The organism is Rathayibacter sp. VKM Ac-2929, from assembly GCF_022815495.1.
GTDB lineage: Bacteria > Actinomycetota > Actinomycetes > Actinomycetales > Microbacteriaceae > Rathayibacter > Rathayibacter festucae.
The window spans coordinates 295,506-320,910 of record NZ_JALGRV010000001.1; the positions used below are offsets into that span (position 1 = coordinate 295,506).

Sequence of the window (25,405 nt, forward strand, 5' to 3'; positions counted from 1 at the left end):
CGCGCGTCCCTCCCCTCTCCGCGAGATGCCACTTATGAGCGCGACACGCCGCGTTTTCGCGTCATAAGTGGCATCTCGCGGAGGGGGCCGGGCGGGGTGCACCGTTAGAAACCCACTACTGCTAGGTTTTGAGGGACGACGACGTCGCCTCCCGAGAGAGAAAGAGTCACCGTGACCGACACCTCCACTGCTCCCCGCATCCCGGCCGAGGGACCCGACGCCGACGCCCTGCTCACCGAGCTGATCGGGCGCCTCGACCTCGAGGAGAAGGTGCAGCTGCTCACCGGCCGCGACTTCTGGACCACCTGGCCGATCGAGAGGATCGGCCTGCGCCGCATGCTCGTCTCGGACGGCCCGTCGGGCGTCCGCGGCGAGGTCTGGGACGAGCGCTCGCCCTCGCTCAACCTGCCCTCCGCCACCGCGCTGTCCTCCTCCTGGGACCGCTCGATCGCCCGCCGCTACGGCGCCGCCGCCGCGGTCGAGGCGCGCCGCAAGGACGTCGACGTCGTCCTCGGCCCGACCATCAACCTGCACCGCTCCCCGCTCGGCGGCCGCCACTTCGAGGGCTTCAGCGAGGACCCGGTGCTCACCGCCGATCTCGCCGCCGCCTACGTGGCCGGCGTGCAGGAGAACGGCGTCGGCGCCACTCCCAAGCACTACATCGCCAACGACTCCGAGACCGACCGCTTCACCGTCGACGTCCGGGTCGGCGACCGCGCGCTCCGCGAGCTCTACCTGCTCGCCTTCGAGCGCGCGATCGTCGAGACCCGCGCCTGGCTCGTGATGAGCTCCTACAACTCGATCAACGGCACCACCGCCACCGAGAGCGACCTGCTGGAGACCCCGCTGAACAGCGAGTGGGGCTTCGACGGCGTCGTCATCAGCGACTGGACCGCTGTCCGCACCGTCGACAGCGCCCGCGCGGCGCAGGACCTCGTGATGCCCGGCCCCGACGGCCCGTGGGGCGCCGCGCTCGTTGCCGCCGTCCGCGACGGCTCGATCGAGGAGTCCGTCGTCGACCGCAAGGTCCGCCGCATCCTCCGCCTCGCCGCCCGCGTCGGCGCGCTCGAGGGCTTCGAGCCCGCCGTCGCCGAGCCGGTCCTCGTCGAGGACGGCCGGGCCTTCGCCCGCGAGGCCGCCGCCGCCGGCAGCGTCCTGCTGCGCAACGAGGGCGAGCTGCCCTGGGACGCCTCGGCGCTCACCTCCGTCGCCGTCATCGGCCACAACGCCCGCGAGGCGCGCACCCAGGGCGGCGGATCCGCGACGGTCCTGCCCGAGAAGGTCGTCACTCCGCTCGACGGCGTCCGCGCCGCCCTGCCGCACGCCCGCGTCGACTACGCCCTCGGCGCGGTCGTGCAGGACGGCGTCGCCCCGCTCGTCCTCGAGACGATCACCAACCCGGTCACCGGCGAGCCCGGCCAGCGCGTCCGCTTCCTCGCCGAGGACGGCGCGGAGCTGTTCGTCGAGGACCGCCGCGCCACCTCGCTGGTCTGGTTCGGCGGCACCGCCCCGATCGCCGCGTCGGCCCGCGTCGAGTTCTCGACGATCCTCACCCCCGCCGCCGACGCGACCGTCCGCCTGGGCTTCGCCGTCGCCGGCACCGCCCGCGTCTACGTCGACGGCGCGCTCTTCCTCGAGGAGACCCTCGCCGCCGTCGGCTCCGACCTCGGCGCCGCGCTGCTCGCCCCGCCGTCGGTCTCCGCGCCGCTGACGGTCACCGCCGGCACTCCCGTCGACATCCGGATCGAGTACGACATCGTGCACGCGGAGGGCGACCTCGAGGGTGCGCTCGGCTTCACCTACGGCCTCGAGCCCGACGCCACCCCCGCCGACGAGCTGATCGCGGAGGCGGTGGCGCTCGCCCGCGACGCCGACGTCGCCCTCGTGGTCGTCGGCACCAACTCCGCGGTCGAGTCCGAGGGCTACGACCGCAGCTCGCTCGACCTGCCCGGCCAGCAGGACGCGCTCGTGCGCGCCGTGGCCGCGGTCAACCCGCGCACCGTCGTGGTCGTGAACGCCGGCGCCCCCGTGCTGCTGCCCTGGCGCGACGAGGTGGCGGCCGTGCTGGTCGGCTACTTCGGCGGTCAGGAGATGGGCGACGCGGTCGCCGACGTCCTGCTCGGCCGGGTCGAGCCCGGCGGACGCCTGCCCACCACCTGGCCGGTCGCGATCGAGGACGTCCCCGTCCTCTCCACGCTGCCGACCGACGGCGAGCTGCACTACGACGAGGGCATCCACATCGGCTACCGGGCCTGGCTGCGCAGCGAGGTCGAGCCGGCCTACGTCTTCGGCCACGGCCTCGGCTACACCTCGTTCGAGCTCGTCTCGGTCTCGACCCCCGAGCCCGTCCGCGGCGGCGAGGACGTCGAACTCCTCGTCGACGTCGTGAACACCGGCGAGCGCGCCGGCAAGGTCGTGCTGCAGGCCTACGCCGAGCGCCGCGACTCCGCCGTCGAGCGCCCGGTGCGCTGGCTGGTCGGCTTCGAGAGCGCGACGCTGGAGGCGGGTTCGAGCGCGCAGATCGCCGTGACCGTCCCGACCCGCCTGCTCGCCACCTGGAACGACGGCTGGGAGTACGAGGCCGGAGCGTTCACCATCCGCCTCGGCACCTCGCTCGAGGACGTCCCGCTGGTGACCGAGCTGGAGCTGCGCGCATGAGCGGCGGCGTCGTGCCGGGCGGAGTCGCGCAGGGCGGGGTCGGCGCCCCGTTCCCGAACCCGCTGATCCCCGGCTTCAACCCCGACCCCAGCGTCGTCCGCGCCGACGGCGTCTACTACCTGGTCACCTCGACGTTCGAGTACCTGCCCGGCATCCCCGTGTACCGCAGCACCGACTTCGAGACCTGGGAGCGCGTCGGCAACGTCGCGACCCGCGCCGAGCAGATCGGTGTGGAGGAGGTGCCCACCGGCCTCGGCGTGTGGGCGCCGACCATCCGCCACCACGACGGCCTCTTCCACGTGATCGTCTCGGTCCCCGCGGGAGTCGGCACCGTCGTCTTCACCGCGGCGGACCCGGCCGGCGAGTGGAGCGACGGCACCGTCCTGACCGACGCCGACGGCGGCCCCCTCCAGGGCATCGACCCGGACCTCGCCTGGGACGAGGACGGCACCGCGTACGTCACCTACTCCGGCCTGATCCTGAGCGGCGAGGAGGCCGGCGCGCACCTCGGCATCCAGCAGGTGCGGGTCGACCTCGCGGCCGGCCGCATCCTGGAGGAGCCGCGCTCGCTGTGGTCGGGCACCGGCGGCGGCTTCCCGGAGGCGCCCCACCTCTACCGGCGCTCGGTCGACGGCCGGGACGTCTGGTACCTCCTCATCGCCGAGGGCGGCACGGAGCGCGGCCACGGCGTCTCGATCGCCCGGAGCGACGCGCCGACCGGCCCGTTCGAGACCGCGCCCGGCAACCCGTTCCTCACCGCCCGCGGCACCACCCGACCGGTGCAGAACACCGGCCACGGCGACCTGGTGGAGGGCCCCGACGGCTCGACCCTGATCGTGCTGCTCGGCGTCCGCCCGCGCGGAGCGACCCGCGCGTTTTCGGCGCTCGGCCGGGAGACCTTCGTCACGCGGGTGACCTGGGTGGACGGCTGGCCGGTCGCCGAGCCCGTCGCGCTCTCGCCGCGCGGTCCGCTGCGCGACGACGTCGACTTCTCCGGGCCGCTCGACGCGGGCTGGATCGGCGTGCGCCGCCTCCCGACCGCGCTCGCGACCGTCGAGGACGGCCGGCTGGCGCTGCAGGGGGAGGGGCGCACCCTGCGCCACCCGCAGCCCACCTTCGTCGGGCGGCGCCAGCTCACCCAGACCATGCAGGCCTCGGTCGTCGCCGACGTGTCGGCCGGCGTCGGCGGGCTCGCCGTCCGCTACGACGAGACGACCTTCGCGTCGGTCGAGGCGGAGTCGACCGGCTCCGGCACGCGGGTCACCGCCCGCGCCGTGATCCCCTCCTTCGAGCAGGAGTGGACCGCCGAGCTGCCGGAGGGCCCGGTGACGCTGATGCTGGAGTCCGAGCGCGACGCCGGCGTCGGCTTCGGCCCCGGCCAGATGACGAGCGACTTCCTCGTCCTCCGCGCGGAGGCGGGCGGCGTCTCCCGCACCCTCGCCCGCATCGACGGCCGCTCCTTCACCGCCGAGACCGCCACGTCCTTCACCGGCCGCGTCCTCGGCCTCTACGCGACGACCGGCACCCCGACGTTCACCGCCTACCGCTACGCCGGCACCGACGACTGACCCGCGCTTCATGTTGATCGAGTAGCCCTCGCAGCGGGCCACCCATGCTGATCGAGTAGCCCGCGAAACGGGCGTATCGAGATCCACCGTTCTGCAGACGTCGGGTCTCGATACGCCGCTCCGCGGCTACTCGACCAGCATGGAACGGAGCGGCCCGCGCCTCATGCTGATCGAGTAGCCCTCGCAGAGGGCGTATCGAGATCCACCCGCTCCCGGGTTGTACCACGTCTGCGTCCAGCCGCAACCACGTGAACTCCCAGGCGGCTCGCCTCTACCGTCGAGGGAGGCGACCGCAACAGCGGCCTGCCGCACACCGAGTGAGACATCAAGGAGCACTACCGTGTCGCAGATCATCGAGACCGTCGACGTCAACGTCCCCGTGTCCGTCGCGTACAACCAGTGGACGCAGTTCGAGGAGTTCCCCAAGTTCCTCGACGAGGTCGAGTCCATCCAGCAGGTCACCGACGTCCTCACCGTCTGGAAGGTGAAGGTCGGCCCCGTCGAGCGCGAGTTCGAGGCCAACATCACCGAGCAGCACCCCGACGAGCGCGTCGCCTGGAACAGCACCGGCGGCGAGACCGACCACGCCGGCGTCGTCACCTTCCACAAGCTCTCGGACACCGAGACCCGCGTCACCGTGCAGCTCGACTGGGAGCCCGAGGGCTTCCTCGAGACCGTCGGCTCGCTCGTCGGCGCCGGCAGCCACGCTGTCAAGAAGGACCTCAAGAACTTCAAGGAGTACATCGAGTCCAAGGGCTCGCCGGACGGCGCCTGGCGCGGCGACGTCGAGGCCTGAGCCCGATGTCGGACGACAGCACCCCGGACACCGGCACTCCTGAGGACGGCGGCCTCGGCACCGAGGGCACCATCCCCGACTCCGAGGACGGGATCGCCCTGGGCGTCTCGGGCGACTCGCACTTCAACCCCGAGGAGGACGCCCCGAGCGACTCCGAGGGTGAGGCGGACGAGAAGTAGCAGAACGAGCTGAAGGGCCGGAGGCGGCGACGCCCCCGGCCCTTCGTCGTCTCAGCGCCAGGCCCGGGCGTACTGCGGCGGCACCAGCCCGAGCGGAGCGCCGAGCTCGCGCGCCATCCGCGACGGAGCGTGCGGGTCGCGCAGCAGCTCGCGCGCCAGCAGCACCACGTCCGCGTCGCCGCCGGCCACCACGCCCTCGGCCTGCTCCGCCGTCGTGATCAGCCCGACCGCCCCGACGGGAGCGCCGGTCGCCCGGCCCACCTCGCGCGCGAACGGCACCTGGTAGAGCGGCGCCACCGGGATGTCGGTCCCCTTCACGAGCCCTCCGGTCGAGACGTCGAAGAGGTCGACGCCCTCGTCGCGCGCCCACTCCGAGACCCGGATCGTCTCCTCGAGCGTCCAGCCGCCCTCGGCCCAGTCGGTGGCGGAGAAGCGCACCAGCAGCGGCAGCTCGCCGATCTCGGCCCGCACCGCGCGGACGACCTCGAGCAGGAGCCGCGCGCGGTTCTCCAGCGATCCGCCGTAGGCGTCCTCGCGGTGGTTCGAGAGCGGCGAGAGGAACTGGTGCAGCAGGTAGCCGTGCGCCGCGTGCAGCTCGATCACGTCGAAGCCCGCGTCCACGGCACGGCGGGCGGAGGCGCGGAACGCCTCGACGAGGCCCGGGAGCTCCTCGACGTCGAGCGCCCGCGGCACCGCGTAGCCCTCGAACGCGACGGCGGAGGGGGCGACCGTCTCCCAGCCGCCCTCGTCGACAGGGACGGAGCCGCGCCCGCTCCACTCGCGGTAGGTCGACGCCTTGCGGCCGGCGTGCGCGAGCTGGATGCCGGCGAGGGCGCCCTGCCCGTGCACGAAGTCGACGATCGGCGCCCAGGCCGCCTGCTGCTCGTCGTTCCAGAGGCCGGTGTCCCAGGGGCTGATCCGCCCCTCGGGGACGACGCCGGTCGCCTCGACGATCACGACCCCCGCCCCGCCGCGCGCGAGCGAGCCGAGGTGCACGAGGTGCCACGGCGTCGGCACGCCGTCCTGCGCCTCCACCGAGTACTGGCACATCGGCGCGGCCCAGACGCGGTTGCGCGCCGTGCGGGAGCGGAGGGTCAGCGGCTGGAAGAGGGCGGGGGAGTCGGTGGTGGTGCGAGGTGCGTCGGTCATCTCAGGGCCAACCGACGGAGCGGCCCGGGTATGCCCGCTGTCGCGCGGCGGCCGTCCCCCTGACGCGACGCCGCCGCTCCGCCGACGCCCGGCGCGGCCCTCCGAGGGACGCCCCACGCCGTCGCTCAGCGCGGCCAGGTCGCCCCGGGCGCCTCCTGCCAGACCGAGCTCGGCGGCGCGAGCGACTCCAGCTCCTCGAACAGCGCGTCCGGGATGTCGAGCGCGTCGTCCGCGACGAACGCGTCGTAGTGCTCGGCGCTCGTCGCGCCGACCACCGTCGTCGTCACGCGCGGGTCCCGGGTCGAGAACTGCAGGGCGGCGGCGGCGAGCGGCACGCCCGCCCGCTCGCAGGCCTCGCCCATCGCGGCGACCGCGTCGACGATCTCCTGCGGCGCCGGCGCGTACGCGTAGCTGCGGACCGGCTCGGGCCAGCGCGCGAGCGCCCCGCCGCCGTAGACGGCCGCGTTGACCACGACGACGCCGCGCGCGACGGAGGCGTCGATCAGCTCCTCGGAGGAGCGGTCGACCAGCGTGAACCGGTTGTGCGTGATCACGGCGTCGAAGAGCCCGGTGTCGACGTAGTGCCGCAGCATCGGCGCCGGCCCGCCCGAGATGCCGATCGAGAGCGCGGCGCCCGCCTCCTTCATCGCGACGAGCGCGCGCACCGGGCCGTCCTCGGCGAAGGCCTCGTCGTAGGAGATGCGCTCCGGGTCGTGCAGGTAGAGCAGCGGCAGCACGTCCATGCCCAGGCGCTCGCGGCTCTCGTCGAGGCTGCGGCGCATCCGCTCGGCCGAGTAGCTGCCGGTCTCCGGGTCGCGGTCGAGCTTCGTGACGACGGTGATCCCCTCCGGGACCCCGCCGCGCGCCCGCAGCGCCTCGCCGATCAGCCGCTCGCTGTGCCCGAGCGCGTACTCGTTGGAGGTGTCGATCACCGAGACGGGGCGGCCGGCGCCGGAGTCGAGCACGCGCTCGAGCGCGGGCACCGTGTCGAGCGAGCCGACGCGATCGGGGTTCCAGGAGGTGCCGAGGGTGAGCCGGGTCACCAGGGCGCCGGAGGGGCCGAAGGGGCGGAGCGCGGAGGGCTGAGAGGTCATCCCGTCAGCCTGGCAGCCGCGCCCGTCCCGCGTCGAGGGCTCAGTGCACCAGCGTGCTCAGTGCACCAGCGTGCTCAGCCACACCACGACGAACCCGAGCAGCGTCGTCACGAGCGTGCTCAGCACCCGCCGCTTCCACGAGCTGCCGCGCCGCGCCGACATCAGGTAGCCGAGCGCCGCGAGGATCACGACACCCGCTCCGAGCGCCAGGTAGTACGCCGTCCACTCGTCCAGCACCCCGAGCGGCCCGAGCGCGAGCAGCAGCGCCGGCACGACCATCGCGGCGATCATCCCGATCGAGTGCCGGGCGGTGTCCCGCACGGCCGCGAGGACCGTGCGCGGCGTCGGATCCGACTCGGGCAGGCGCGCGATCGTCCCGGAGTAGAGGTGCGCGACCCAGAACACCGTCACCGAGCCGAGCAGGAACAGCAGGACGTCGAGATCGGTGTCCTTGTCCCAGCCGACGGCGATCAGCGTGATCGAGAGCACCGTGCCGTAGATGGCACCCTCGGTGCGCATCACCGCGCCGAGCACGCCGACCGCGACCACGGCGCCGGTGCGGGTGGTGACGATCCGCCGCTGCGGCGGCGCCTGCTCGAGGGTCGGGGAGTCGTCGGGATCCATGGAGCTCGGCCTTCCGTCGGGCGCGGGCGACCGGCGGCGGACCGGCCTGACCACACCCTAGGGCCTGCGCGCCCGCGGCCGCGTCTTCAGCGGCACGGGCGGCAGAGCGGCGAGCGACGGCGCGACGAAGCCGATCACGTCGGAGTAGTGCTCGTCCTCGCCCGAGCGGACGAACGACCAGCACTTGAGCGACGCGGGCCGATCGCGCAGCGGCAGCGGGCTCGCCTCGACGACCAGGGCTCCGTCGCTCCGGTAGACCACCCGCGCCGGGACTCCGCGGCGGCGGCCGTCGATCGTGTGGCTCGCGGTGGGGCGGAGCACGCCGTCGCGGCTGTCGAGGCCGATGGAGAGGACGGAGCGGAAGTCGTCCGAGGCGGCGCCCATGCCGATCAGGAAGTCGGGGCCGGTGCCGCGGAGCAGGAACACGACGTCGAGCCCCTTCTCGTGCCGGAGCGCGTACGTCGCGGTCAGCATGCCCCGACCGAAGGAGGCCGCGCGCGCCGCGGAGTCCTCGTGGTGGGATCGGGCTTCCTGCTCGCGCATGCGGCGCTCCTTCGCGTCTGAGGCTCGGTCGAGACGCCGCCCCCGCCGCTCGTCGTCTCCTTCACCGTAGAGGAGAGCCGCCCTATGATCGCGCCATGCCTCGCATTCCGGACAGCGTCCCCACGCCCGCGCTCGTCCTCGACGAGGCGGTCCTCGACCGCAACATCGCGGCCACCGCCCGCTCGGCTCGCGAGCGGGGCGTCGCGCTGCGCCCGCACGCCAAGACCCACAAGTCGATCGAGATCGCCCGGCGGCAGCTGGCGGCCGGCGCGGTCGGCCTCACCGTCGCGACCGTGTCGGAGGCCGAGGTGTTCGCGGCCGGCGGTGTCGAGGACCTCTTCATCGCCTACCCGCTCTGGCTCGACGCCGAGCGCGCGGTCCGGCTGCGCGGCGTGCTCGAGCGGGCGCGGGTCCGGGTCGGCGTCGACTCCGCGGAGTCGGCGCGCCGCCTGGCCGCGGCGATCCCCGACGGCCTCGAGGTCGTCGTCGAGGTCGACTCCGGCCACCACCGCAGCGGAGTGCCGCCGCAGGAGGCCGGCGCGGTGGCCGCCGCCGCGGCCGAGGCCGGGCTCGACGTGGTCGGCGTCTTCACCTTCCCCGGTCACAGCTACGCCCTCGACGGCCGCCGGGCCGCGGCCCGCGACGAGGCCGCCGCGCTCAGTGCCGCCGCCGCCTCGCTCGCCGACGCCGGAGTCCCGGCCCGCGTGATCAGCGGAGGCTCGACCCCGTCGCTCGAGTTCGCGGACACCGGCGTCCTCGCCGAGCTGCGCCCGGGCGTCTCCGCCCTCGGCGACGCGCAGCAGTGGGAGATGGGCACCATCGGCCCGGAGTCGATCGCCGTCACCGTGCTCGCGACGATCGTCGCCCGCCGCGACGACCACCTGATCGCCGACGCCGGCAGCAAGGTGCTCTCCTCCGACCGCGGCGCCGCCTCGACCGGCTTCGGCCGCCTCCTCGAGCACCCCGAGGCCCGCATCACCGTCCTCTCGGAGCACCACGCCACCATCACCGGCGTCGACCTGCCGCTCGGCACCCGGATCCGCATCGCCCCCAACCACGTCTGCGTCGCCGTCAACCTCGCCGACGACTACCGCGTCCTCCGCGCCGACGGCACCACCGCCACCTGGCCCGTCGACGCCCGCGGCCGCAACACCTAGCCGCCCCTGCTGATCGAGCAGCCCGCGCAGCGGGCCACCCCTGCTGATCGAGTAGCCCGCGCAGCGGCCCACCCCTGCTGATCGAGTAGCCCGCGCAGCGGGCGTATCGAGATCCACCAGCGTCCGACGGAGGTCTGCAGACCCGGCCTGCTGGTCACGGCAGGTCTCGATACGCCGCTCCGCGGCTACTCGACCACCATGCCTGCGGGCGTCTCTTCCCAGTGGATCCCGCCAGGTCAGCGCCGCGGCACCCGCAGCCCGACCACCGCGGTCAGCCCGAGCAGCACGAAGGCCGAGGCGAACGCCGCCGTCGGCGACGCCGCGTCCGCGAGCGCCCCCGCCAGCAGCGGCCCGACGACGCCGCCGAGGTCCGACGCCGCCTGGAAGAACGACACCGGCTTCCCGCCGCGCTCGCCGGCCGCGTCGCCCACGAGCGCGCCCGGCGCCGTCCCCATGAACGCCGCCGCCGCTCCGTACACGCAGAGCAGCGCGATCAGCAGCCACAGCTCGTGCACCAGCGGCATCGCCAGCATCGCGACCGCCGCGACGGCGAACCCGCCGATCAGCGCGGGCCGCCGCCCGACCGTGTCGACGAACCGCCCGGCCGGCGCCAGCGCGATCGTCTGCACCACCGCCGCGATGGCGAAGGCGATGCCCGTCCAGGCCGGCTCGTCGCCCAGTCCCTCGACGACGAGCACCGGGACGAGCGTCGCGCGCACGCCCATCGCCGACCAGCCGAGCGCGAAGTTCGCCAGCACCGCGCTCTGGTACCGCCGGTCGCGCGCGACCTCGCGCATCGGCTTCGCCACGGCCGTCGTCGCCGCCGCCTCCGCGTCCCGGTCCGGCCGCTGCAGCAGCACCAGCCCGACGATCCCGGCGATCGCGAGCGTGCCCGCGTAGAAGAAGAAGGGAGCGGTCAGCGAGATCGCCGTCAGCACGCCGCCGACGGCCGGCCCCGCCATGCCGCCGAGCAGGAACCCGCCCTGGTAGAAGCCGATCGACCGGCCGCGCCGCTCCGGATCCGCCGTCCGCAGCAGCAGCGTCATCGCCGCGACCGAGAACATCGCGGAGCCGATCCCGCCCGCCCCGCGCAGCAGCAGCAGGTGCGCGTAGTCGCCGGCCAGCCCGACGAGCGCGCTGGAGACCGCGACGATCCCGATGCCGACGGCCAGCACGATGCGCTCGCCGACCCGGTCGACCAGCGGCCCGACGAACGGATTCGCGACCAGCCGCATCAGCGCGAACGCCGACACCACCGCCCCGACCTCGACGTAGCCGACCCCGAAGCTCCGCACGTACACCGGCAGCACCGGCACGACGACCCCGAACCCCAGCATCACGAAGAACGCCACGATCCCGAGGACCTTCACGTCGCGGGGGAGCCGCGCCCCGGGTTCACGGTTCTTCCACGGAGCACGCACCCACCGACGCTACCCCGTGCCCCCGACACCGCGATCCCGGACGGACGGTACCCTCACTCGGATGAGGTGGAGAAGCAGGGTGGCGGCAGTGCTCCTCGTCGCGCCCGTCCTCCTCCTCACCGGCTGCGCTCTCCCCGGGCAGACGCAGGACCCGGCTCTCTGCCCGCCCGTCGAGGAGTCGTGGAACGCCTTCGCGGCGGACCCCGCGACGGCGAACCGCGAGGCGTTCGAAGCCGCCCTCGACGCGCTCCAGTACGAGGACGCCACCTCGACAGCGGTCGACGCGGCGCGCTCGGCGACGTCCGCGCTGCAGAACACCCTCGCCCGGAAGCCGGTGCGCAATCAGTCCTTCTGGAACGCCCTCGACCTGATCGCCGAGGAGTGCTCCGAGGCCGGTGTCGACCTCTCCTTCGACGGCCACGGCGAGCCGCTGCCCGCCGTCGGCTGACCCGCCCAGGAATGCCGGGCCGGGACGCGCGTTGTCCTCAGGGATGACTTCCGCAGCAGACCCGTCCACCGTCCCCACTCCCGAGGCCCCCACTCCCGAGCAGCGCGCCCTCGTGGTCGGCGCCACCGGCATCGGCGGCTCCGCCCTCGTCGACCTGCTCACCGAGCGCGGCTGGCCCGTGACCGCCCTCTCCCGTCGGCCCATCGCCGAGCGCCCCGGCGTCACCCCGCTCTCCGCCGACCTCCGCTCGGCCGAGGACCTCGCTCGCGTGCTCGCCGACGAGAAGCCGACCCACGTCTTCTTCACCGCCTGGTCGCGCCAGGCCACGGAGGAGGAGAACATCGCCGTCAACGGCGGCATGGTCCGCGACCTCCTCGCCGCGCTCTCGCACGCGCCGCTCCAGCACGTCGCGCTCGTCACCGGGCTCAAGCACTACCTCGGCCCGTTCGAGGCGTACGGCCAGGGCGCGATGCCCGACACCCCGTTCCACGAGGAGGAGGAGCGCCTCGACGCGCCCAACTTCTACTACGCCCAGGAGGACGAGCTCTTCGCGGCCGCCGAGCGCGACGGCTTCACCTGGTCGGTGCACCGCTCGCACACCGTGATCGGCCACGCGGTCGGCAACGCGATGAACATGGGCCTCACGCTGGCCGTCGCCGCATCGATCCACCGCGCGCAGGGCACGCCGTTCGTCTTCCCCGGCTCGCTCACGCAGTGGAACGGCCTCACCGACATGACCGACTCCACCGTCCTCGCCGAGCAGATGGTCTGGGCGTCGACGTCTGAGGCGGGTCGCGACGAGGCGTTCAACGTCGTCAACGGGGATGTCTTCCGCTGGCGCTGGATGTGGTCGCGGATCGCCGAGCACTTCGGCGTCGAGCCCGTCGGCCCCGGCGAGGAGCCGCAGCCCCTCGAGCAGCAGATGGCCGGCGCCGACGAGGTCTGGCAGCGCCTCGTCCGCGAGCACGACCTGGTCGAGCCCGACCTCGAGCGCGTCGCCTCCTGGTGGCACACCGACGCGGACCTCGGCCGCCAGATCGAGGTCGTCACCGACATCAGCAAGTCGCGCCTGGCCGGCTTCGGCGTGCACCACCGCACGGTCGACTCCTTCACGGACTTGTTCGACCGCTACCGCGCCGAGCGCCTCATCCCGTAAGCGTGTCGGGTCGGCGGCCCCGTCCGGTCGCCGACCCGTCGTCCGGCGGACACCCCGCCGACACCCTGCGTCCCCCCGCGCTGCCTAGCGTCACGGCATGGCGGCGGCGGGGTACGGACGGGTGGGCACCCGGTGATCGAGCGGGTGGACCCGTTCCTCGGCACCGAGGCGACCCGGCTCCCCGACGCGACCGGGCTCGCGGCGACCTGGTGGTCACCCAAGCCGCAGATCGGCAACACGCACCCGGGCGCGACCTTCCCGCTCGGGATGGTGTCCGCCTGCTCCTACTCCGGCGCCTACCCGACCGGCTACGGCCGCTACGACCTCGCGCTCGAGGGCGTCCCGCCGACGATCCAGGACGGCCTCGTCGCCTCCGGCTTCACGCACTTCCAGCAGTCGGGCACCGGCGCGATCCGCAAGTACTACAACTACCTCCGCGTCACGCCGATGCTCGAGCCGCTCGACGAGCTCGGCCGCAGCTGGGCCATCGAGGACGAGGTCGCCGAGCCCGGCTACTACGCCGCGACCCTCTCCTCGGGGATCCGCGCCGAGCTCACCGTCGGCCCCGCCTCGGTCGTGCACCGCTACACCTTCCCCGAGCACCGCAGCGCCCGCGTGGTCGTCGACCTCTCGCTCGGCGGCCTGGCGATCCCGTCCGGAGCCACGATCCCGCTCCGCGCGCAGCTGCACTCGATCTCGCCGGGCGTCGCAGCCGGCGAGGTCGTCATGGAGGGCGCGCCGCTCGCCGTCCACCTCGAGTGCGACGCCCTGCAGTGGCGTCAGATGCTCTGGTACGACCGCCGGCTGATGCCCGGCGGCACCCGGCTCGACTTCGACCACATCCGGCCGACCACCCTGCGCCCGTTCGGGCTGATGTGGGCCGGGCCGAGCACGGCCGGCCAGACCGTCGAGCTGCGGATGGGCTTCTCCCTCCGCGGCACCGAGCGCGCCCGCGAGAACCTGCACCGCGACGTGCCGCCGACGACCGGCGGCTTCGACCAGCGCCGCGACCGCACCCGCAAGACCTGGCGGAAGCGCCTGCGCACGATCGCCGTGGACACCCCCTCGCCCGAGCGCGAGACCGTCTTCGCCACGGCGCTCTACCACTCGCTGATCAAGCCCTGCTTGGCGCCGGACGAGAGCCCGTTCTGGCCGAGCGACGGCCCGTTCGTCTTCGACCTCAGCACGATGTGGGACATCTACCGCACTCAGCTCCCGCTGCTCACCGCGCTCCTGCCCGAGCGCGCGGTCGAGATCGGCGCCGCGCTGCTCACCATCTGCGAGGAGGAGGGCAACTTCCCGATCGGCTACCGGATGGCCAAGGGCAGCGACCGCTTCTCCCGCCAGGGCAGCGCGCTCGCGCACACCTTCCTCGCCGACCTCTGCCGGCTCGGCCTGCCCGGCATCGACTGGGAGGCGGCCCTCGTGCACATGGGCGAGGACCTCAAGCGCACCTACGGCGAGGAGTTCCTCGCGGCGGGGGAGGCGCACCCGATCAGCCACACCCTCGACCTCGCGCACGGCTACTGGTGCACCGCCGTCGTGGCGCGGCACGTCGGCGACCACCTCCTCGCCGACCAGCTCGAGGAGCGGGCGGCGCAGTGGGTGAACGCCTACGACCTGCGCTCCGGCCTGCTCAAGGACTCCACCTACTACGAGGGCACCCGGCACAACTACTCCTTCCGCCTGCTGCACGACATGGCCGGCCGCATCGCGATCAGCGGAGGCGACGAGGCCTTCGTCGCGCAGCTGGACGAGTTCTTCGGCTACGGCGCCGAGCCCGTCGTGCAGCTGGGACTGCGCCCGGACCGTGCGGAGATGCTCGCGGGCGCGGCCCTCGGCCGCTTCGAGGGGCTGAACAACGAGCCCGACATGGACGCGCCGTGGGCGTACCACTACGCGGGTCGCCCCGACCGCACGGCCGAGATCGTGCACGGCGTGCTGCACCAGCGCTTCGGTGCCGGCCGCGGCGGTCTGCCCGGCAACGACGACTCCGGCGGCCTGAGCTCCTGGTACGTCTGGGCGAGCCTCGGGCTCTTCCCGGTCGCCGGCCAGGGGCTGCTGCTGGTCAACGCGCCGGCCTTCGCGCGGGCGTCGATCGCGGTGGGCGGGGCGGACGTCGAGCTGCGCACCACCGGCTTCGTCGAGCCGGTGCCGGGCGGCCCCGTCCAGTACGTGCAGTCCGCGGAGCTGAACGGCGCACCGCTCGACGCGAGCTGGATCACCGCCGCCGAGCTGCACCGCGGCGGCGAGCTGACGCTGCACCTCGGCCCCGAGCCGGCCGGCTGGGGGAGCGCCCCCGAGCACCGCCCGCCGTCGTTCCCGCACCACTGAGCGCCCCGCACGCCCTGACCACGCCCTGACCACGCCCGACCCGCCCGCACCGATCACCCCTGAAGGAGCACCATGGACCAGAGCACGCACGCCCACACCGTGCAGAACCGACTCGTCATCGTGGTCCGCGCGGATCCGGTGATCTGCGGGCACTCGGTCGAGGCCCGCAACCTCGCCGAGACCGCCCTCGAGCGCGGCTTCGACGAGGTGCGGATCGTCACCTGGCCGATCGAGCGGCTCCAGGCCGCCGGCCTCCCGCTCAAGCCGCTCGACGCCGTCCTCCCCTACAGCGACGGCATCATCGTCGAGCGCCCGGAGCCCGTCGGCGACTACAAGGTGCCGGACGGCCGCTTCCTCGCCGGCATGGTCGGCCGCCTGGTCGAGCTGTTCACCGACGGCGTGCCCACCGTCTGCCTGTCGCTCTACCTCAGCCCGCACACCCTCGCGGTGGCGGACGCCCTGCGCGCTGCCTGGAGCACCGGGCTCCCGGTCGACGTCACCACGATCGCCGAGGCGGTCGGCTCCGACGTCACGAACGTCGTCCGCCGGGCGGTCGAGGAGGGCCGCCTCGGCGCCGCCGCGCACATCTTCGCCTCGTACCTCTCGCAGGACCACTGCGTCGCCGTCTCCGAGTACACCCGCGACCTGATCGTCGAGGAGGCCGAGCGGATCGACGCGGTGCACGGCACCCGCTTCGCCGAGCAGTGCCGGGCCCGCATCGAGATCTCCTACCCGGCGATCGACTCCGACGCCTACACCGGGCTCGACCCGGCCGTGGTCGACGAGGTGGTGCGCGCGCGCGGGCTGCGCACCGACGGCTACGTGCTCTTCCTCTCCCGGCTGACGGAGGCGAAGGGCGTCGAGGATCTGATCGCCGGCTACGAGCGCAGTGCCGTGCACGCGGATCGGGAGCTCGTCATCGCCGGGCGCGGACCGCAGGAGGCGGAGCTGCGGCGCCTGGCGGCCGCGTCGCCGCTGGCCCACCGCATCCTCTTCCTCGACGACGTCGGCGACGCGGAGAAGCCCTACCTGATGGCCGGCTGCTCGGCGTTCGTGCTGCCGAGCAAGCCGCGCCCGGAGTTCGTCGAGACCTTCGGTATCGCGCTCGCCGAGAAGATGCTCGCGGGCGGCGGACCCGTCATCACGACCCTGACCGGCGGCATCGGCGAAGCGGTCGGCGAGCACGCGTTCATCACCCCGGTCGACGCCCCGGACACGATCGCCGCGCTGCTCGACCACGCGGTGCTCGAGCTGACCGCCGAGGACCGGGCGCAGCGGGCCGTCGCGGCACGCGAGTACGCCCTGCAGTTCGACCGCCGCCGGGTGTTCGACCGGATGTTCGCCCGGCTCGGGCGCCCGGTGCAGGCGGGACAGGCCGCCTAGGCGCCGCCCTCGGCCGCGACGGCCAGGCGGTAGCGGACGAAGCGGAGGGTGAAGCTGTGCCGGTCGCCGCTGCGGAGGCGCTCCGCCAGCACGCGGATGCCGAGCACGGCGACGACGCGCCACCACTCGAGCTCGTCGGAGACGACGGCAGTGAACTCGTCGCCGGGCCGGACTTCACCGGGGTCCGTGCCGGAAGCCCCGGTGCTGGAACGCGGGGCGGTGGTCGTGTCGAGCATGGCGCCGACTCCTGTCGGCAGGCCTCGCGGAAGCGCTTCGGGTGCGCCGCGCACCCGGATGCCGGGCCCACGAGAGGGGGAGCTCGCTACCCGGCATCCGGTCATGCGCGCGGTCACGGGGTCGAGCCCGCCGGAACGAACCCGGACCGCACTCGAAGTGTAGGCCTGTGTCCTGGGCGTGGCGCGGAATGTCAAGCGCTTGCGAGGCAGTTCGGAGAGTCCGACAGATATCGGCGAACTCGATGCCGTCCGGTCGTTGAGAGACGGCCGGCGCCAGGCGGCGAGCGTCAGTCGGCGTGCGCCAGGCGGTGTTCGCTAGGCGGCCGGCTCCGCGCGGCGCAGCGGCACCGCGGTCGCACTGACGGGCTCGGGGACGATGCGCAGACCGGCGCCGCTGTTGGCGCGCTCCATCAGGGCCTCGATCCACTCGGGGTTGATCGTGGGCTGGCGGCTGCCCTTGAAGTCGAACTGCAGCGGGATGGTGGGGTGCATCCAGACGCCGCGGCGGCCGGTCCCGGCGTTCGGGCTGGCGTCGAGGGTGAGCAGGAAGCGCTCGTCCCGGCGGAACTTGTTGATGATGACGATCTGCAGGTGGGCCAGAGTCCGGTCGTCGACCTCGATGGCCGCCGGAGGAGTGCCGTACATGATGCTGCCCATGGTCTTCTCCCGTTCGCACGAAGACAGGAGCCTGTCCCTGTCGCTAGAAAGACTGTCTACTAGTTTGACTAACGATGTCAAGCCGGGCCGGGTGAACGGACGGTAACGCCCGGAGCGTCCGAGCGCCGACGCCGAGGACGCGTGTTCCGCAGAGAACGCGGAGGGTACGGCGGAGCCGAGCGACTCAGGCGCGGCGTCGCTCGACGGTGAGCTCGTGGTCGGCGTCGTACTCGAGGACGTCGCCCTGCTCGCCGGGGATCTCGACGATCTCGCGGACGGTCTGCAGGAAGCGGACCACCGCGCTCGCCTCCTCGGGGGAGAGCTGCTCGGCCGCGGCGAGCATCCGCTGGTTCATGTCGTCGAGCGTCTCGCGCACCTCGCGGTGGGAGGTGGGGGTGGCGACGATCCGGATCGCGCGCCGATCGCTCGGGTGCGGCTGGCGGAGGACGTGGCCGCTCTTGACCAGGCGGTCGATCAGCACGGTGGTGGAGGCGGAGGAGATGCCGAGGTAGGCGGCGAGGTCCTTCGGGCTGACGTGCTGGCCGCCCTGCTGCCGGCGCATGAGGAACTGGACCGCGAGCAGATCGTTCTCGCCCATGCCCATCGATCCGCGGGTGCGCCGGCGCATCGCGCTCTCGGCCGTGCGGAAGGCCCGCATCGCGCCGAGGACCTCGGCGGCCCCGGGCGCGCTCGGAGCGGCCGGGTGCCGGAGGGCAGCCGGTCGAGCCAACGCGACCTCGTCCATGCACCACAGCTTAGACAGTCATGTAGCAAGAAGATCTAGTCATGTACAACCCCGTCCTGGTGCTTGTCCTCGGCGACCCCAGACGGTACGAATGGACAAGCTAGTTAGACGAGCTAGCGAAATCAGGAGGAGGAGGACGGCATGCTCGACACTGCACCGGTCCTCCCGCTCTCGGATCCCCTGCTCGGCACGACTCTGGCCGATCGCTACCTCCTGCTCGAGCGCATCGGCGAGGGCGGCAGCGCGACGGTCTTCCGGGCGCGCGACGTCCGTCTGGCGCGCTCCGTCGCCGTGAAGGTCTACCGCGAGATCGCCGACACCCCGAACGAGCGGTCGCGGCGCGAGCGCGAGGTGCGCCTCCTGATCGACTCCCGTCACTCCTCGATCGTCGAGATCCTCGACCAGGGCGAGATCGCGACGGAGGAGGGCGCGCTCGCCTTCCTCGTCCTCGAGTACTTCGATCCGGCCGACCCCGCCGCCGGCTGGTTCGCCTCGGGCGACGAGCGGCTGCTCGCCGAGGTCGGCGCTCAGCTCGCCGACGCTCTGGCGCACCTGCACGCGCGGGACGTCCTCCACCGGGACGTGAAGCCCGAGAACGTGCTGGTCCGCACGCGGTCCGTCGTCGCCGCCGGTGCCCTGCACGAGGCGAAGCTCAGCGACTTCGGCATCGCCCGGGCCGTCGACGACGCGCGGCTCACCCGCTCGGACGTCCTGGTCGGGACCGCGGCGTACCTCAGCCCCGAGAGCCTCGGCTCCGGGACGGTCGGCCCGGCGTCCGACGTCTACTCCCTCGGCCTGGTGCTGCTCGAGGCGGTCTCCGGCCGTCGTGCCTACACCGGCACCACCCTGGAGATCTCGCTGCAGCGGATGCACCACGCTCCGGTCGTCCCCGACTCGGTGCCCGAGCGCTGGCGCGGGCTGCTGACCGAGATGACCAGGCTCGACCCCGCCGCCCGCCCGAGCGCCGACGGGGTCGCGCGCCGACTGTGGTCGGGACTGCGCGACGAGCCGCGGGCCACGCCGCTGCGCAGCGGCGTGCACGGGGCGATCGCGGCGCTCTCGGCGGTCGCGGTCGGCGTCGCCTCGACGCTCGCTCTGCTCGGCCGCCTCGGCTGACGCGGGGACCGCGGTCCCGCGTCGCCCAGGTGGCGGGCAGGAGTGCTGTCGTAGTCTCCCGGTGACCGTCGACCCGCTGATCGTCGACCGACGCCGACCGTCCGCTGATATGGCCGTGGACCCGAACGGAGCCGATCCCATGAGCCCGCGCCGCCTCTTCCGCATCCTGTCGATCCTCGAGGCGGTGACCTGGACGCTCCTGCTCGTCGGCATGCTGCTCAAGTACGCCGTCGGAGTCGGCGACTGGCCAGTGAGCGTCGCCGGCCCGATCCACGGATTCGCGTTCCTCGCCTACGGGGCGGCCGCGCTCGTCCTCGCGGTGAACCAGCGCTGGACCGCCGGAGCGACCCTGCTCGCGCTCGCCAGCGCCGTGGTGCCCTATACGACCATCCCGCTGGAGCGCGGCTTCGAGCGGCGCGGGCTCCTCGAGGGCGACTGGCGCCGCGAGGCGGGCGCCGACCCGCGTGACCGGAGGCTCCCGAGCCGGCTGCTGCGCTGGGCGCTCGGCCGCCCGGTCCTCGCGGCCGCCCTGGTCCTGGCCGCCGTCGCCGCGGTCTTCGCCGCGCTGCTCGTCGTCGGCCCGCCCGGCGGCGGCGAGGCCTGACGCGCTTGATCGGATCGCCCGCGGAGCGGTCGCATCGAGATCGACCCGCGTCAGCACGCCGGCGGGTGCTCGCCCGAGCATCGTGGGTCTCGATACGCGCTGCGCGCTGCTCGACCAGCATGTGCGGACGTGCGCCGACACACCCTGCGCGCGGTCCCTGCAGCATGTGCGGGCTCACACGGACGCGTCCTGCGGGCGATGCATGCTGATCGAGTAGCCCGCGCAGCGGGCGTATCGAGATCCCCCCACCGTCAGAACGGTGCGGGAACATCGACGAAGTACGGCCGTGGGGGCGGGTCGGGCGGACGCCCGGGGAGTGCCGGTGGCCGAATGCTGATCCGCCGGCCGGTGGGTGTCGTCCAGACGATCGTCCCGTCGTCGTGTCTGACGTAGCTCCACTGGTCCCCGTGCCGGATGTGGTGGTGGGACGTGCAGAGCGAGACGAGGTTCTCCAAGGACGTCTCTCCGCCGTTGCGCCATTCGAGGGTGTGGTCGGCCTCGCTGGTGGCGGCGGGCCGGGTGCAGCCGGCGAAGCGGCAGGTCTGGTCCCGCAGCTTCAGGTGCAGGCGCATCTGCGGCGGTGGGACGCGGTGGGTGCGGCCGACGGAGACGACCGCGCCGGTCTCCGGATCGGTCAGGACCCGGGTGAACGACGGAGCCGTGCGGATCAGCTCGCGGGCGATCTCGGCGGGGACCGGGCCGTAGCCGTCGAGATCCGCGGGCGCGTCGTCCAGACCCACGGCCGTCGACGCGGCGAGGGTCAGCCGGACCTCGGCGCGGATGCCGGGGACGAACGTCGGGTCCGGCCGGTTCTCGGAACCGGGGGTCGTGCCGGCGATGTCGCCGTCGCAGAGCAGGTCGACAGCGGCGTCGGCGCTGAGCTGCTGGAGGGTGCGGGGGTCGCCGTCGTCGCGGAGGGTGCGGGCGATGCGGCGCAGCCGGTCGTACGCGCCCGTCACCGCCGGCGCGGGAGCGTGGACGCAGAGCGTCGCCATCCCGTCGACATCCGGGGTGACCCAGACGGCACGGTCCTCCTTCGCGCGGGCGTGGCGCTCGGCGAGGGGCTGCTCGTGCAGCTCCTCCCGCCAGCGGCTCAGGGCGCGGCGCAGCTGCGTGGTCGTCATGGTGACCGCGGCGTCGGTTGCGCGCTCATCAAGGGCCACGCGGGAGGCCTCAGGGAGACTGCTCGCCGTCCTGCAGATCGCCTCGCCGACCTCCCAGAGGATCCGGCCGTCGCGGAGCAGGGCGCGGGTGAGCGGCAGGTGCTCCATCAGCATCTCCGCGGTCTCGAGCCGTCGGCAGACCTCCGGCTCGGACACGCCGAGCGTCACCGCGAGCTCGGCGCGGATCGAGCGCTCGACGAGGTCGCGGGTCTCGCTCCGGGACGTGCCGCGGGCGAACGCCTCCGGGACGGTGAGGGCGACGCGGTAGCCGCGGTGGATGCGTTCCGCGGCCCTCAGGCGCGTCGGGGACGCGGCGCGCTCGGCGGCCGCGGCGTCGGTGAAGCAGTCGCGCACCTCCGCGAGTGCTGCCGCGTTCTCATCGTTTGACATACGCGTATTGAAGCAGGGGGCACCGACAGCATGGTCGGAACCAGGGGCTGATCGGGGACAACGTCGTCGGAACGCGAGTGTGGAGGAGGCTCGCTCCTGGATCTCTCGGCGATGGTGGGTCTCGATACGCCGCCGGAGGCGGCTACTCGACCAGCATGAACGGCTGCCCTGCGGGATGCCGGACCGGCATGGGGCCCCTCTCTTGCTGGTCGAGTAGTGCGCGCAGCGCGCGTATCGAGACCCACTCGCGTCACAGGGACGAGCCTGCGGACCGGCCTTGCTGATGACGGCGGGTCTCGATACGCCCTGCGGGCATCTCGACGAGCAGGGGTCTCCCTGTGGGCGACTCGATCAGCAGGGGATGCGGCGCGGCGTCAGGACGCGCGGGTCGCGGCGTCGATCAGGATCTCGGCGGCGCGGCGGGCGTGCAGGGCGGACTCGGGGGTGCCCGAGATGGCGGCGGTGGTCTGCGCGCCCTCGGCTAGGATGGCGAGCTGCTGGGCCAGCTCGGGGCCGCCGCCCACCTCCTCCGTCAGCACGGCGAGGAAGCGCTGGAAGGTGTCCTTGTGCTCGCGGGCCAGCTGCGCGACCGCCGGGTTGGACGAGCCGAACTCGCCGAAGGCGTTGATGAAGCTGCAGCCGCGGAAGGAGTCCTCGGAGAACCAGTCGAAGAGGAAGTCGTAGATCGCGAGGAGCTTCGGGCGGGCGCCCGCCGCGGCGGCGACCCGGCTGCGCACGCCGAGCGTCCACTGCTCGTGGCGGGCCTGGAGCACGGCCAGGACCAGCGCCTCCTTGCTCGGGAACTCCGAGTAGAGCCGCTTCAGCGAGACGCCGGCGGCGGTGCGCAGCGCGTCCATCCCGACCGACTGGATCCCGCGCTCGTAGTAGAGGCGGTCGGCCGCCGCGAGGATCGCCTCGCGGGGAGGCGTTGCTTCGAGCGTCGGCGGCGTCATCCCTCCATCGTAGGCGCTGAGGGAACGCGCGTTCTCAGTTGTCCGACACTCGTTCGGCACTCAGCGCCCCGAGGCCCGGCCCGGTGTCGGCGGCTGCTGCTAGCGTCGGCCCCGCTCGGACCCCTCCTGATCGTCACCGGCGATCGGGGCCCGCGCGAGAGGCGGTCCCCGTGGTTCTGGCGATGCAGGCGGACGACTTCGGCGGGCCCGAGGCCCTCCACGCGGTGACGACCGAGCCCGGCGAGCCCGCCGCCGGCCGGGTGCGGATCGGCGTGCGCGCCGCGGGCGTCAACCCCGCCGACGCGAAGCTCCTCCGCGGTCTCTTCGGTCGTGGGCGCACCCCCGTCCGGCCCGGCAGCGAGGTCGCGGGCGTGGTCACCGCCGTGGGAGAGGCAGCGACGGGGCCGCTCGGCGACGTCCGCGTCGGCGACGAGGTGGTCGCCTTCCGCGTCTCCGGCGGCTACGCCGAGGAGCTGGTCGTCCCGGCCGCCTCGGTGCTGCCGAAGCCGCCGGGCCTCGCCTGGGAGCAGGCGGCCGGGCTCCTGCTCACCGGCACGACCGCGGTGCACCTGCTCGAGGCGACGCACGTCTCCGCCGGCGACACCGTCCTGATCCACGGGGCGAGCGGCGCCGTCGGCAGCCTCCTCGTCCAGCTCGTGCGCGAGCGCGGCGCCCGTGCCATCGGCACGTCCAGCGAGCGGGGCGCCGCCGTCGTCGAGCGCTTCGGCGGAGAGTCCGTGCGCTACGGCGCCGGCCTGGTCGAGCGGGTGCGCGCCCTCGCCCCCGACGGCGTCGACGTCGCGCTCGACACGGCGGGCACCGACGAGGCGCTCGACGCCTCCGTCGAGCTCGTCGCCGACCGCTCCCGGATCGCCACCGTCGCCGGCTTCGAGCGCGGCGCGGCACTCGGCGTCCTGCTGCTGGGCGGCGGGGCCGGGGCCGACCCGGGCACCGCTCTGCGCGACGCCGCCCGGGCACCGCTGCTCGAGCGGGCCGGCCGGGGTGAGCTCGAGGTGGTGCTCGGCCCCTCCTTCCCGCTCGCCTCGGCCGTGGAGGCGCTCGCGATGGTCGAGTCGGGCCGCGCCGGCGGCAAGGTGGTGCTCCTCCCCTGAACGCCGTCGACCCCAGCGCCGCACACTCCCGACCCGTGGACCCGCGCCCCGTCGACCTCGTCGCGAACGGCCCCTTCGACGTCGTCGGCGCCGCGAACCTCCTCCTGCACCACGCGCTGCCCGGTGTCGAGCGGGTCTCCGACGACGGACGGCGGCTCGAGCGACTCGTCACCGTCGGGTCGCGGGCGGTGCCGCTCGCGCTCGAGCTGACCGCGACCGGCGTGCGGGTCACGACGACCGACCCCGCCGTCCTCCCGCTGGTCCGCGCCTGGTTCGATCTCGACTCCGACGTCGAGGCGATCGGCGCCGCCCTCGCCCGCGATCCGCTGCTGGCCCCGATGGTCGCCGCGCGGCCGGGACTGCGGGCGACGCAGTACCCCGCGCCGTTCGAAGCCGCCGTGATGGCGGTCCTCGGCCAGCAGGTGTCGGTCGCGGCGGCGAGGACCTTCGGCGGGCGCGTCGTGACAGCGTTCGGCAGTGAGGGCGAGTGGGGCCTCCACTCGTTCCCCACGCCCGAGGCCCTCCTCGCCGGACCGATCGAGGAGCTGCGCGCCGCGATCGGCGTGACCCGGGCCCGCGCGGCGACCGTCCGCGCGGTCGCGGCGGCCTTCGCCGACGGACTGGTGCTCGACCGCGCGGGCGACCTGCCCGAGCAGCGCCGGCTCCTGCTCGCGATCCCCGGCATCGGCCCGTGGACCGCCGACTACCTCGGCCTCCGGCTGCTCGGCGACCCGGACGCGTTCCCCGCGGGCGACCTCGTCCTGCGCCGTGCCCTCGGCGGCATCAGCACGGCGGCGGCCGACGCGGCCTCGCAGGCCTGGCGTCCGCACCGCGCCCACGCGGCCTTCCACCTGTGGGCCTCGACGGGCGCCGTCTGAACCCGTCGGAGCGGCCCGCGCGCGTCCCGCCTACCTCGACGAGGCGCGCACGACGAGGGTCCCCTCGAGGAGCGTCGAGCCGGTCACGCCGCCGACGAGACGGTCGAGGGCGGCCTCGGCCAGCGCATCGAGCGGCTGCCGCAGCGAGGTGAGCGGTGGAGCGCTGTACTCGCCCTCCCAGGTGCCGTCGAAGCTCGCGACCGCGATGTCGTCCGGCACCCGGAGCTCCGCGTCCCGCAGCGCGCGGAGCACGCCGATGCCGATCAGGTCGGAGGCGGCGAAGACGGCGTCGGGCCGGGGCGACAGGCCGGCCAGGACCCGGCCGGCGGCCCGGCCGCCCTCGCGGGAGTAGTCGCTGCGGAGCGCGGGACCCGGCTCTCGCCCGGCGTCGAGGCACGCCGACTCCCAGCCGCGCCGACGGGCCTCGACGCGGCCGCGGTCGTCCCGCTCGAGGTCGCCGACGAAGGCGATCCGGCGCCGCCCCGTCTCCAGAAGGTGGCGGGTCACCGCCGCCGCGCCGGCCTCCAGGTCGACGCCGACGCCGTTCGCCCCCGATTCGTCGCTGCTGTTGAGCTGCAGCCAGGGGACGCCGAAGGAGTCGATCGACCCCCGGTCGACGGGGCCGCCCGCCAGGAGGAGCACCCCGGCGATCTGCCGCGCGGTCAGATCGCGGAGGCGGGCGTGCAGGGCGTCGACGTCCGGGATCGAGGTGACCACGAGCAGATCGAGTCCTCGGGCGCGCGCCGCGTCCTCGACGGCGCTGGCCAGCTCGGTGAAGAGCGGATTGCTGAACACCCGCCGGCTGCCGACCGGGGCGAGCAGGGCGATGGTCCGGGAGGTCCCGGTCCGGAGGGCGGCCGCCGTGGCGTTCGGCCGGTAGCCGAGCTCGGCGATCGCCGCCCGCACCCGCGCCGCGGTCGCCTCGGCGACGGGCGCGGTGCCGGTGAGCGTGTACGTCACGACGGCGTCGCTGACGCCGGCCAGGCGGGCGACGTCGCGTCGAGTGACCCGTCGCGAGGTGTTCATCGCAGCGAACCTACC

24 protein-coding genes are annotated in these 25,405 nt (G+C 73.9%); 13 read left to right on the forward strand and 11 right to left on the reverse strand.

Annotated elements, in window-relative coordinates:
* Window positions 1–171 precede the first annotated feature (171 nt).
* From MT355_RS01310 to MT355_RS01325, 4 genes are all read left to right on the forward strand, one after another.
* Complete coding sequence (locus tag MT355_RS01310; protein WP_374204626.1) at window positions 172–2,658, forward strand: glycoside hydrolase family 3 protein; 2,487 nt, start codon at window positions 172–174, stop codon at window positions 2,656–2,658.
* Window positions 2,655–4,226, forward strand: a complete 1,572-nt coding sequence (locus tag MT355_RS01315; protein WP_243598247.1) for a glycoside hydrolase family 43 protein — start codon at window positions 2,655–2,657, stop codon at window positions 4,224–4,226. Before MT355_RS01310 ends, MT355_RS01315 begins: the two co-directional genes overlap by 4 nt.
* A gap of 340 nt (window positions 4,227–4,566) precedes the next feature.
* Entirely contained in the window at window positions 4,567–5,022 is a 456-nt protein-coding gene (locus tag MT355_RS01320; protein WP_123446671.1) for an SRPBCC family protein, read from the forward strand.
* A 5-nt stretch (window positions 5,023–5,027) separates the two neighbouring features.
* Window positions 5,028–5,201: a hypothetical protein gene (locus MT355_RS01325; RefSeq protein WP_164874539.1), complete on the forward strand. Its 174-nt coding sequence runs from the start codon at window positions 5,028–5,030 to the stop codon at window positions 5,199–5,201.
* A gap of 51 nt (window positions 5,202–5,252) precedes the next feature.
* On the opposite strand, the gene MT355_RS01330 is transcribed toward MT355_RS01325, so the two are convergent.
* From MT355_RS01330 to MT355_RS01345, 4 genes are all read right to left on the reverse strand, one after another.
* On the reverse strand, window positions 5,253–6,350 hold the full coding sequence (locus MT355_RS01330) for an NADH:flavin oxidoreductase/NADH oxidase (protein ID WP_132437472.1): 1,098 nt from the start codon (window positions 6,348–6,350) through the stop codon (window positions 5,253–5,255).
* A 125-nt stretch (window positions 6,351–6,475) separates the two neighbouring features.
* Complete coding sequence (locus MT355_RS01335; protein WP_243598248.1) at window positions 6,476–7,444, reverse strand: aldo/keto reductase; 969 nt, start codon at window positions 7,442–7,444, stop codon at window positions 6,476–6,478.
* Between the two features lie 57 nt (window positions 7,445–7,501).
* On the reverse strand, window positions 7,502–8,068 hold the full coding sequence (locus MT355_RS01340) for a hypothetical protein (protein WP_123705415.1): 567 nt from the start codon (window positions 8,066–8,068) through the stop codon (window positions 7,502–7,504).
* Between the two features lie 57 nt (window positions 8,069–8,125).
* Window positions 8,126–8,611, reverse strand: a complete 486-nt coding sequence (locus MT355_RS01345) for a hypothetical protein (RefSeq protein WP_243598249.1) — start codon at window positions 8,609–8,611, stop codon at window positions 8,126–8,128.
* Window positions 8,612–8,706: 95 nt separating this feature from the next.
* Between MT355_RS01345 and MT355_RS01350 the strand changes: the two genes are divergently transcribed.
* Window positions 8,707–9,768 carry an alanine racemase gene (locus tag MT355_RS01350; RefSeq protein WP_243598250.1) on the forward strand — a complete coding sequence of 354 codons (1,062 nt, stop codon included), beginning with the start codon at window positions 8,707–8,709 and terminating at the stop codon, window positions 9,766–9,768.
* 236 nt (window positions 9,769–10,004) lie between these two features.
* Here the strand turns inward: MT355_RS01350 and MT355_RS01355 are convergent, their stop codons facing one another.
* Entirely contained in the window at window positions 10,005–11,189 is a 1,185-nt protein-coding gene (locus MT355_RS01355; protein ID WP_243598251.1) for an MFS transporter, read from the reverse strand.
* Between the two features lie 79 nt (window positions 11,190–11,268).
* Here MT355_RS01355 and MT355_RS01360 point away from each other — a divergent pair, with 79 nt between their 5' ends.
* The 4 genes from MT355_RS01360 to MT355_RS01375 all read left to right on the forward strand — a co-directional run bounded on the left by MT355_RS01360 (window position 11,269) and on the right by MT355_RS01375 (window position 16,510).
* Window positions 11,269–11,637 (forward strand): hypothetical protein, encoded by a 369-nt coding sequence (locus MT355_RS01360; RefSeq protein ID WP_243598252.1) that lies wholly within the window; start codon window positions 11,269–11,271, stop codon window positions 11,635–11,637.
* A 43-nt stretch (window positions 11,638–11,680) separates the two neighbouring features.
* Window positions 11,681–12,793, forward strand: a complete 1,113-nt coding sequence (locus MT355_RS01365; protein WP_243598253.1) for an SDR family oxidoreductase — start codon at window positions 11,681–11,683, stop codon at window positions 12,791–12,793.
* 132 nt (window positions 12,794–12,925) lie between these two features.
* Window positions 12,926–15,127 (forward strand): glycoside hydrolase domain-containing protein, encoded by a 2,202-nt coding sequence (locus MT355_RS21485; protein ID WP_243598254.1) that lies wholly within the window; start codon window positions 12,926–12,928, stop codon window positions 15,125–15,127.
* Between the two features lie 72 nt (window positions 15,128–15,199).
* A complete protein-coding gene (locus tag MT355_RS01375; RefSeq protein WP_243598255.1) occupies window positions 15,200–16,510 on the forward strand; it encodes a glycosyltransferase in 1,311 nt (436 codons plus the stop codon).
* Here MT355_RS01375 and MT355_RS01380 read toward each other — a convergent pair.
* The 3 genes from MT355_RS01380 to MT355_RS01390 form a co-directional block, all read right to left on the reverse strand.
* Window positions 16,507–16,746 carry a hypothetical protein gene (locus MT355_RS01380; protein ID WP_243598256.1) on the reverse strand — a complete coding sequence of 80 codons (240 nt, stop codon included), beginning with the start codon at window positions 16,744–16,746 and terminating at the stop codon, window positions 16,507–16,509. The two genes, MT355_RS01375 and MT355_RS01380, sit on opposite strands and share 4 nt — an antisense overlap.
* Before the next feature lie 315 nt (window positions 16,747–17,061).
* The gene (locus MT355_RS01385; protein WP_243598257.1) at window positions 17,062–17,403 is read right to left on the reverse strand and encodes an ATP-dependent DNA ligase; all 342 of its coding nucleotides are present in this window, start codon (window positions 17,401–17,403) and stop codon (window positions 17,062–17,064) included.
* A gap of 184 nt (window positions 17,404–17,587) precedes the next feature.
* Window positions 17,588–18,148: a MarR family winged helix-turn-helix transcriptional regulator gene (locus MT355_RS01390; protein ID WP_243598258.1), complete on the reverse strand. Its 561-nt coding sequence runs from the start codon at window positions 18,146–18,148 to the stop codon at window positions 17,588–17,590.
* 141 nt (window positions 18,149–18,289) lie between these two features.
* On the opposite strand from MT355_RS01390, the gene MT355_RS01395 reads away from it, so the two are divergent.
* Both MT355_RS01395 and MT355_RS01400 read left to right on the forward strand, forming a co-directional pair.
* Window positions 18,290–19,264: a serine/threonine-protein kinase gene (locus MT355_RS01395; protein ID WP_243598259.1), complete on the forward strand. Its 975-nt coding sequence runs from the start codon at window positions 18,290–18,292 to the stop codon at window positions 19,262–19,264.
* A 139-nt stretch (window positions 19,265–19,403) separates the two neighbouring features.
* A complete protein-coding gene (locus tag MT355_RS01400; RefSeq protein WP_243598260.1) occupies window positions 19,404–19,868 on the forward strand; it encodes a DUF3817 domain-containing protein in 465 nt (154 codons plus the stop codon).
* A gap of 251 nt (window positions 19,869–20,119) precedes the next feature.
* Here MT355_RS01400 and MT355_RS01405 read toward each other — a convergent pair whose 3' ends face one another.
* Window positions 20,120–21,421: an HNH endonuclease signature motif containing protein gene (locus MT355_RS01405; protein ID WP_243598261.1), complete on the reverse strand. Its 1,302-nt coding sequence runs from the start codon at window positions 21,419–21,421 to the stop codon at window positions 20,120–20,122.
* A 374-nt stretch (window positions 21,422–21,795) separates the two neighbouring features.
* Window positions 21,796–22,374 carry a TetR/AcrR family transcriptional regulator gene (locus MT355_RS01410; protein WP_132437484.1) on the reverse strand — a complete coding sequence of 193 codons (579 nt, stop codon included), beginning with the start codon at window positions 22,372–22,374 and terminating at the stop codon, window positions 21,796–21,798.
* A gap of 170 nt (window positions 22,375–22,544) precedes the next feature.
* Between MT355_RS01410 and MT355_RS01415 the strand changes: the two genes are divergently transcribed.
* The gene (locus MT355_RS01415) at window positions 22,545–23,486 is read left to right on the forward strand and encodes an NADP-dependent oxidoreductase (protein ID WP_243598262.1); all 942 of its coding nucleotides are present in this window, start codon (window positions 22,545–22,547) and stop codon (window positions 23,484–23,486) included.
* A 35-nt stretch (window positions 23,487–23,521) separates the two neighbouring features.
* On the forward strand, window positions 23,522–24,364 hold the full coding sequence (locus MT355_RS01420; protein WP_243598263.1) for an AlkA N-terminal domain-containing protein: 843 nt from the start codon (window positions 23,522–23,524) through the stop codon (window positions 24,362–24,364).
* Window positions 24,365–24,394: 30 nt separating this feature from the next.
* Here MT355_RS01420 and MT355_RS01425 read toward each other — a convergent pair whose 3' ends face one another.
* Window positions 24,395–25,390 carry a LacI family DNA-binding transcriptional regulator gene (locus MT355_RS01425; RefSeq protein WP_243598264.1) on the reverse strand — a complete coding sequence of 332 codons (996 nt, stop codon included), beginning with the start codon at window positions 25,388–25,390 and terminating at the stop codon, window positions 24,395–24,397.
* Window positions 25,391–25,405: the final 15 nt, after the last annotated feature.

What these genes read in the sequence shown, in the direction of transcription:
- MT355_RS01315 (WP_243598247.1), top strand. Translation starts at nt 2,655, where the DNA reads ATGAGCGGCGGCGTCGTGCCGGGCGGAGTCGCGCAGGGCGGGGTCGGC.
- MT355_RS01325 (WP_164874539.1), top strand. Translation starts at nt 5,028, where the DNA reads ATGTCGGACGACAGCACCCCGGACACCGGCACTCCTGAGGACGGCGGC.
- MT355_RS01330 (WP_132437472.1), bottom strand. Translation starts at nt 6,350, where the DNA reads ATGACCGACGCACCTCGCACCACCACCGACTCCCCCGCCCTCTTCCAG.
- MT355_RS01335 (WP_243598248.1), bottom strand. Translation starts at nt 7,444, where the DNA reads ATGACCTCTCAGCCCTCCGCGCTCCGCCCCTTCGGCCCCTCCGGCGCC.
- MT355_RS01340 (WP_123705415.1), bottom strand. Translation starts at nt 8,068, where the DNA reads ATGGATCCCGACGACTCCCCGACCCTCGAGCAGGCGCCGCCGCAGCGG.
- MT355_RS01345 (WP_243598249.1), bottom strand. Translation starts at nt 8,611, where the DNA reads ATGCGCGAGCAGGAAGCCCGATCCCACCACGAGGACTCCGCGGCGCGC.
- MT355_RS01350 (WP_243598250.1), top strand. Translation starts at nt 8,707, where the DNA reads ATGCCTCGCATTCCGGACAGCGTCCCCACGCCCGCGCTCGTCCTCGAC.
- MT355_RS01365 (WP_243598253.1), top strand. Translation starts at nt 11,681, where the DNA reads ATGACTTCCGCAGCAGACCCGTCCACCGTCCCCACTCCCGAGGCCCCC.
- MT355_RS01375 (WP_243598255.1), top strand. Translation starts at nt 15,200, where the DNA reads ATGGACCAGAGCACGCACGCCCACACCGTGCAGAACCGACTCGTCATC.
- MT355_RS01380 (WP_243598256.1), bottom strand. Translation starts at nt 16,746, where the DNA reads ATGCTCGACACGACCACCGCCCCGCGTTCCAGCACCGGGGCTTCCGGC.
- MT355_RS01385 (WP_243598257.1), bottom strand. Translation starts at nt 17,403, where the DNA reads ATGGGCAGCATCATGTACGGCACTCCTCCGGCGGCCATCGAGGTCGAC.
- MT355_RS01390 (WP_243598258.1), bottom strand. Translation starts at nt 18,148, where the DNA reads ATGGACGAGGTCGCGTTGGCTCGACCGGCTGCCCTCCGGCACCCGGCC.
- MT355_RS01395 (WP_243598259.1), top strand. Translation starts at nt 18,290, where the DNA reads ATGCTCGACACTGCACCGGTCCTCCCGCTCTCGGATCCCCTGCTCGGC.
- MT355_RS01400 (WP_243598260.1), top strand. Translation starts at nt 19,404, where the DNA reads ATGAGCCCGCGCCGCCTCTTCCGCATCCTGTCGATCCTCGAGGCGGTG.
- MT355_RS01405 (WP_243598261.1), bottom strand. Translation starts at nt 21,421, where the DNA reads ATGTCAAACGATGAGAACGCGGCAGCACTCGCGGAGGTGCGCGACTGC.
- MT355_RS01410 (WP_132437484.1), bottom strand. Translation starts at nt 22,374, where the DNA reads ATGACGCCGCCGACGCTCGAAGCAACGCCTCCCCGCGAGGCGATCCTC.
- MT355_RS01425 (WP_243598264.1), bottom strand. Translation starts at nt 25,390, where the DNA reads ATGAACACCTCGCGACGGGTCACTCGACGCGACGTCGCCCGCCTGGCC.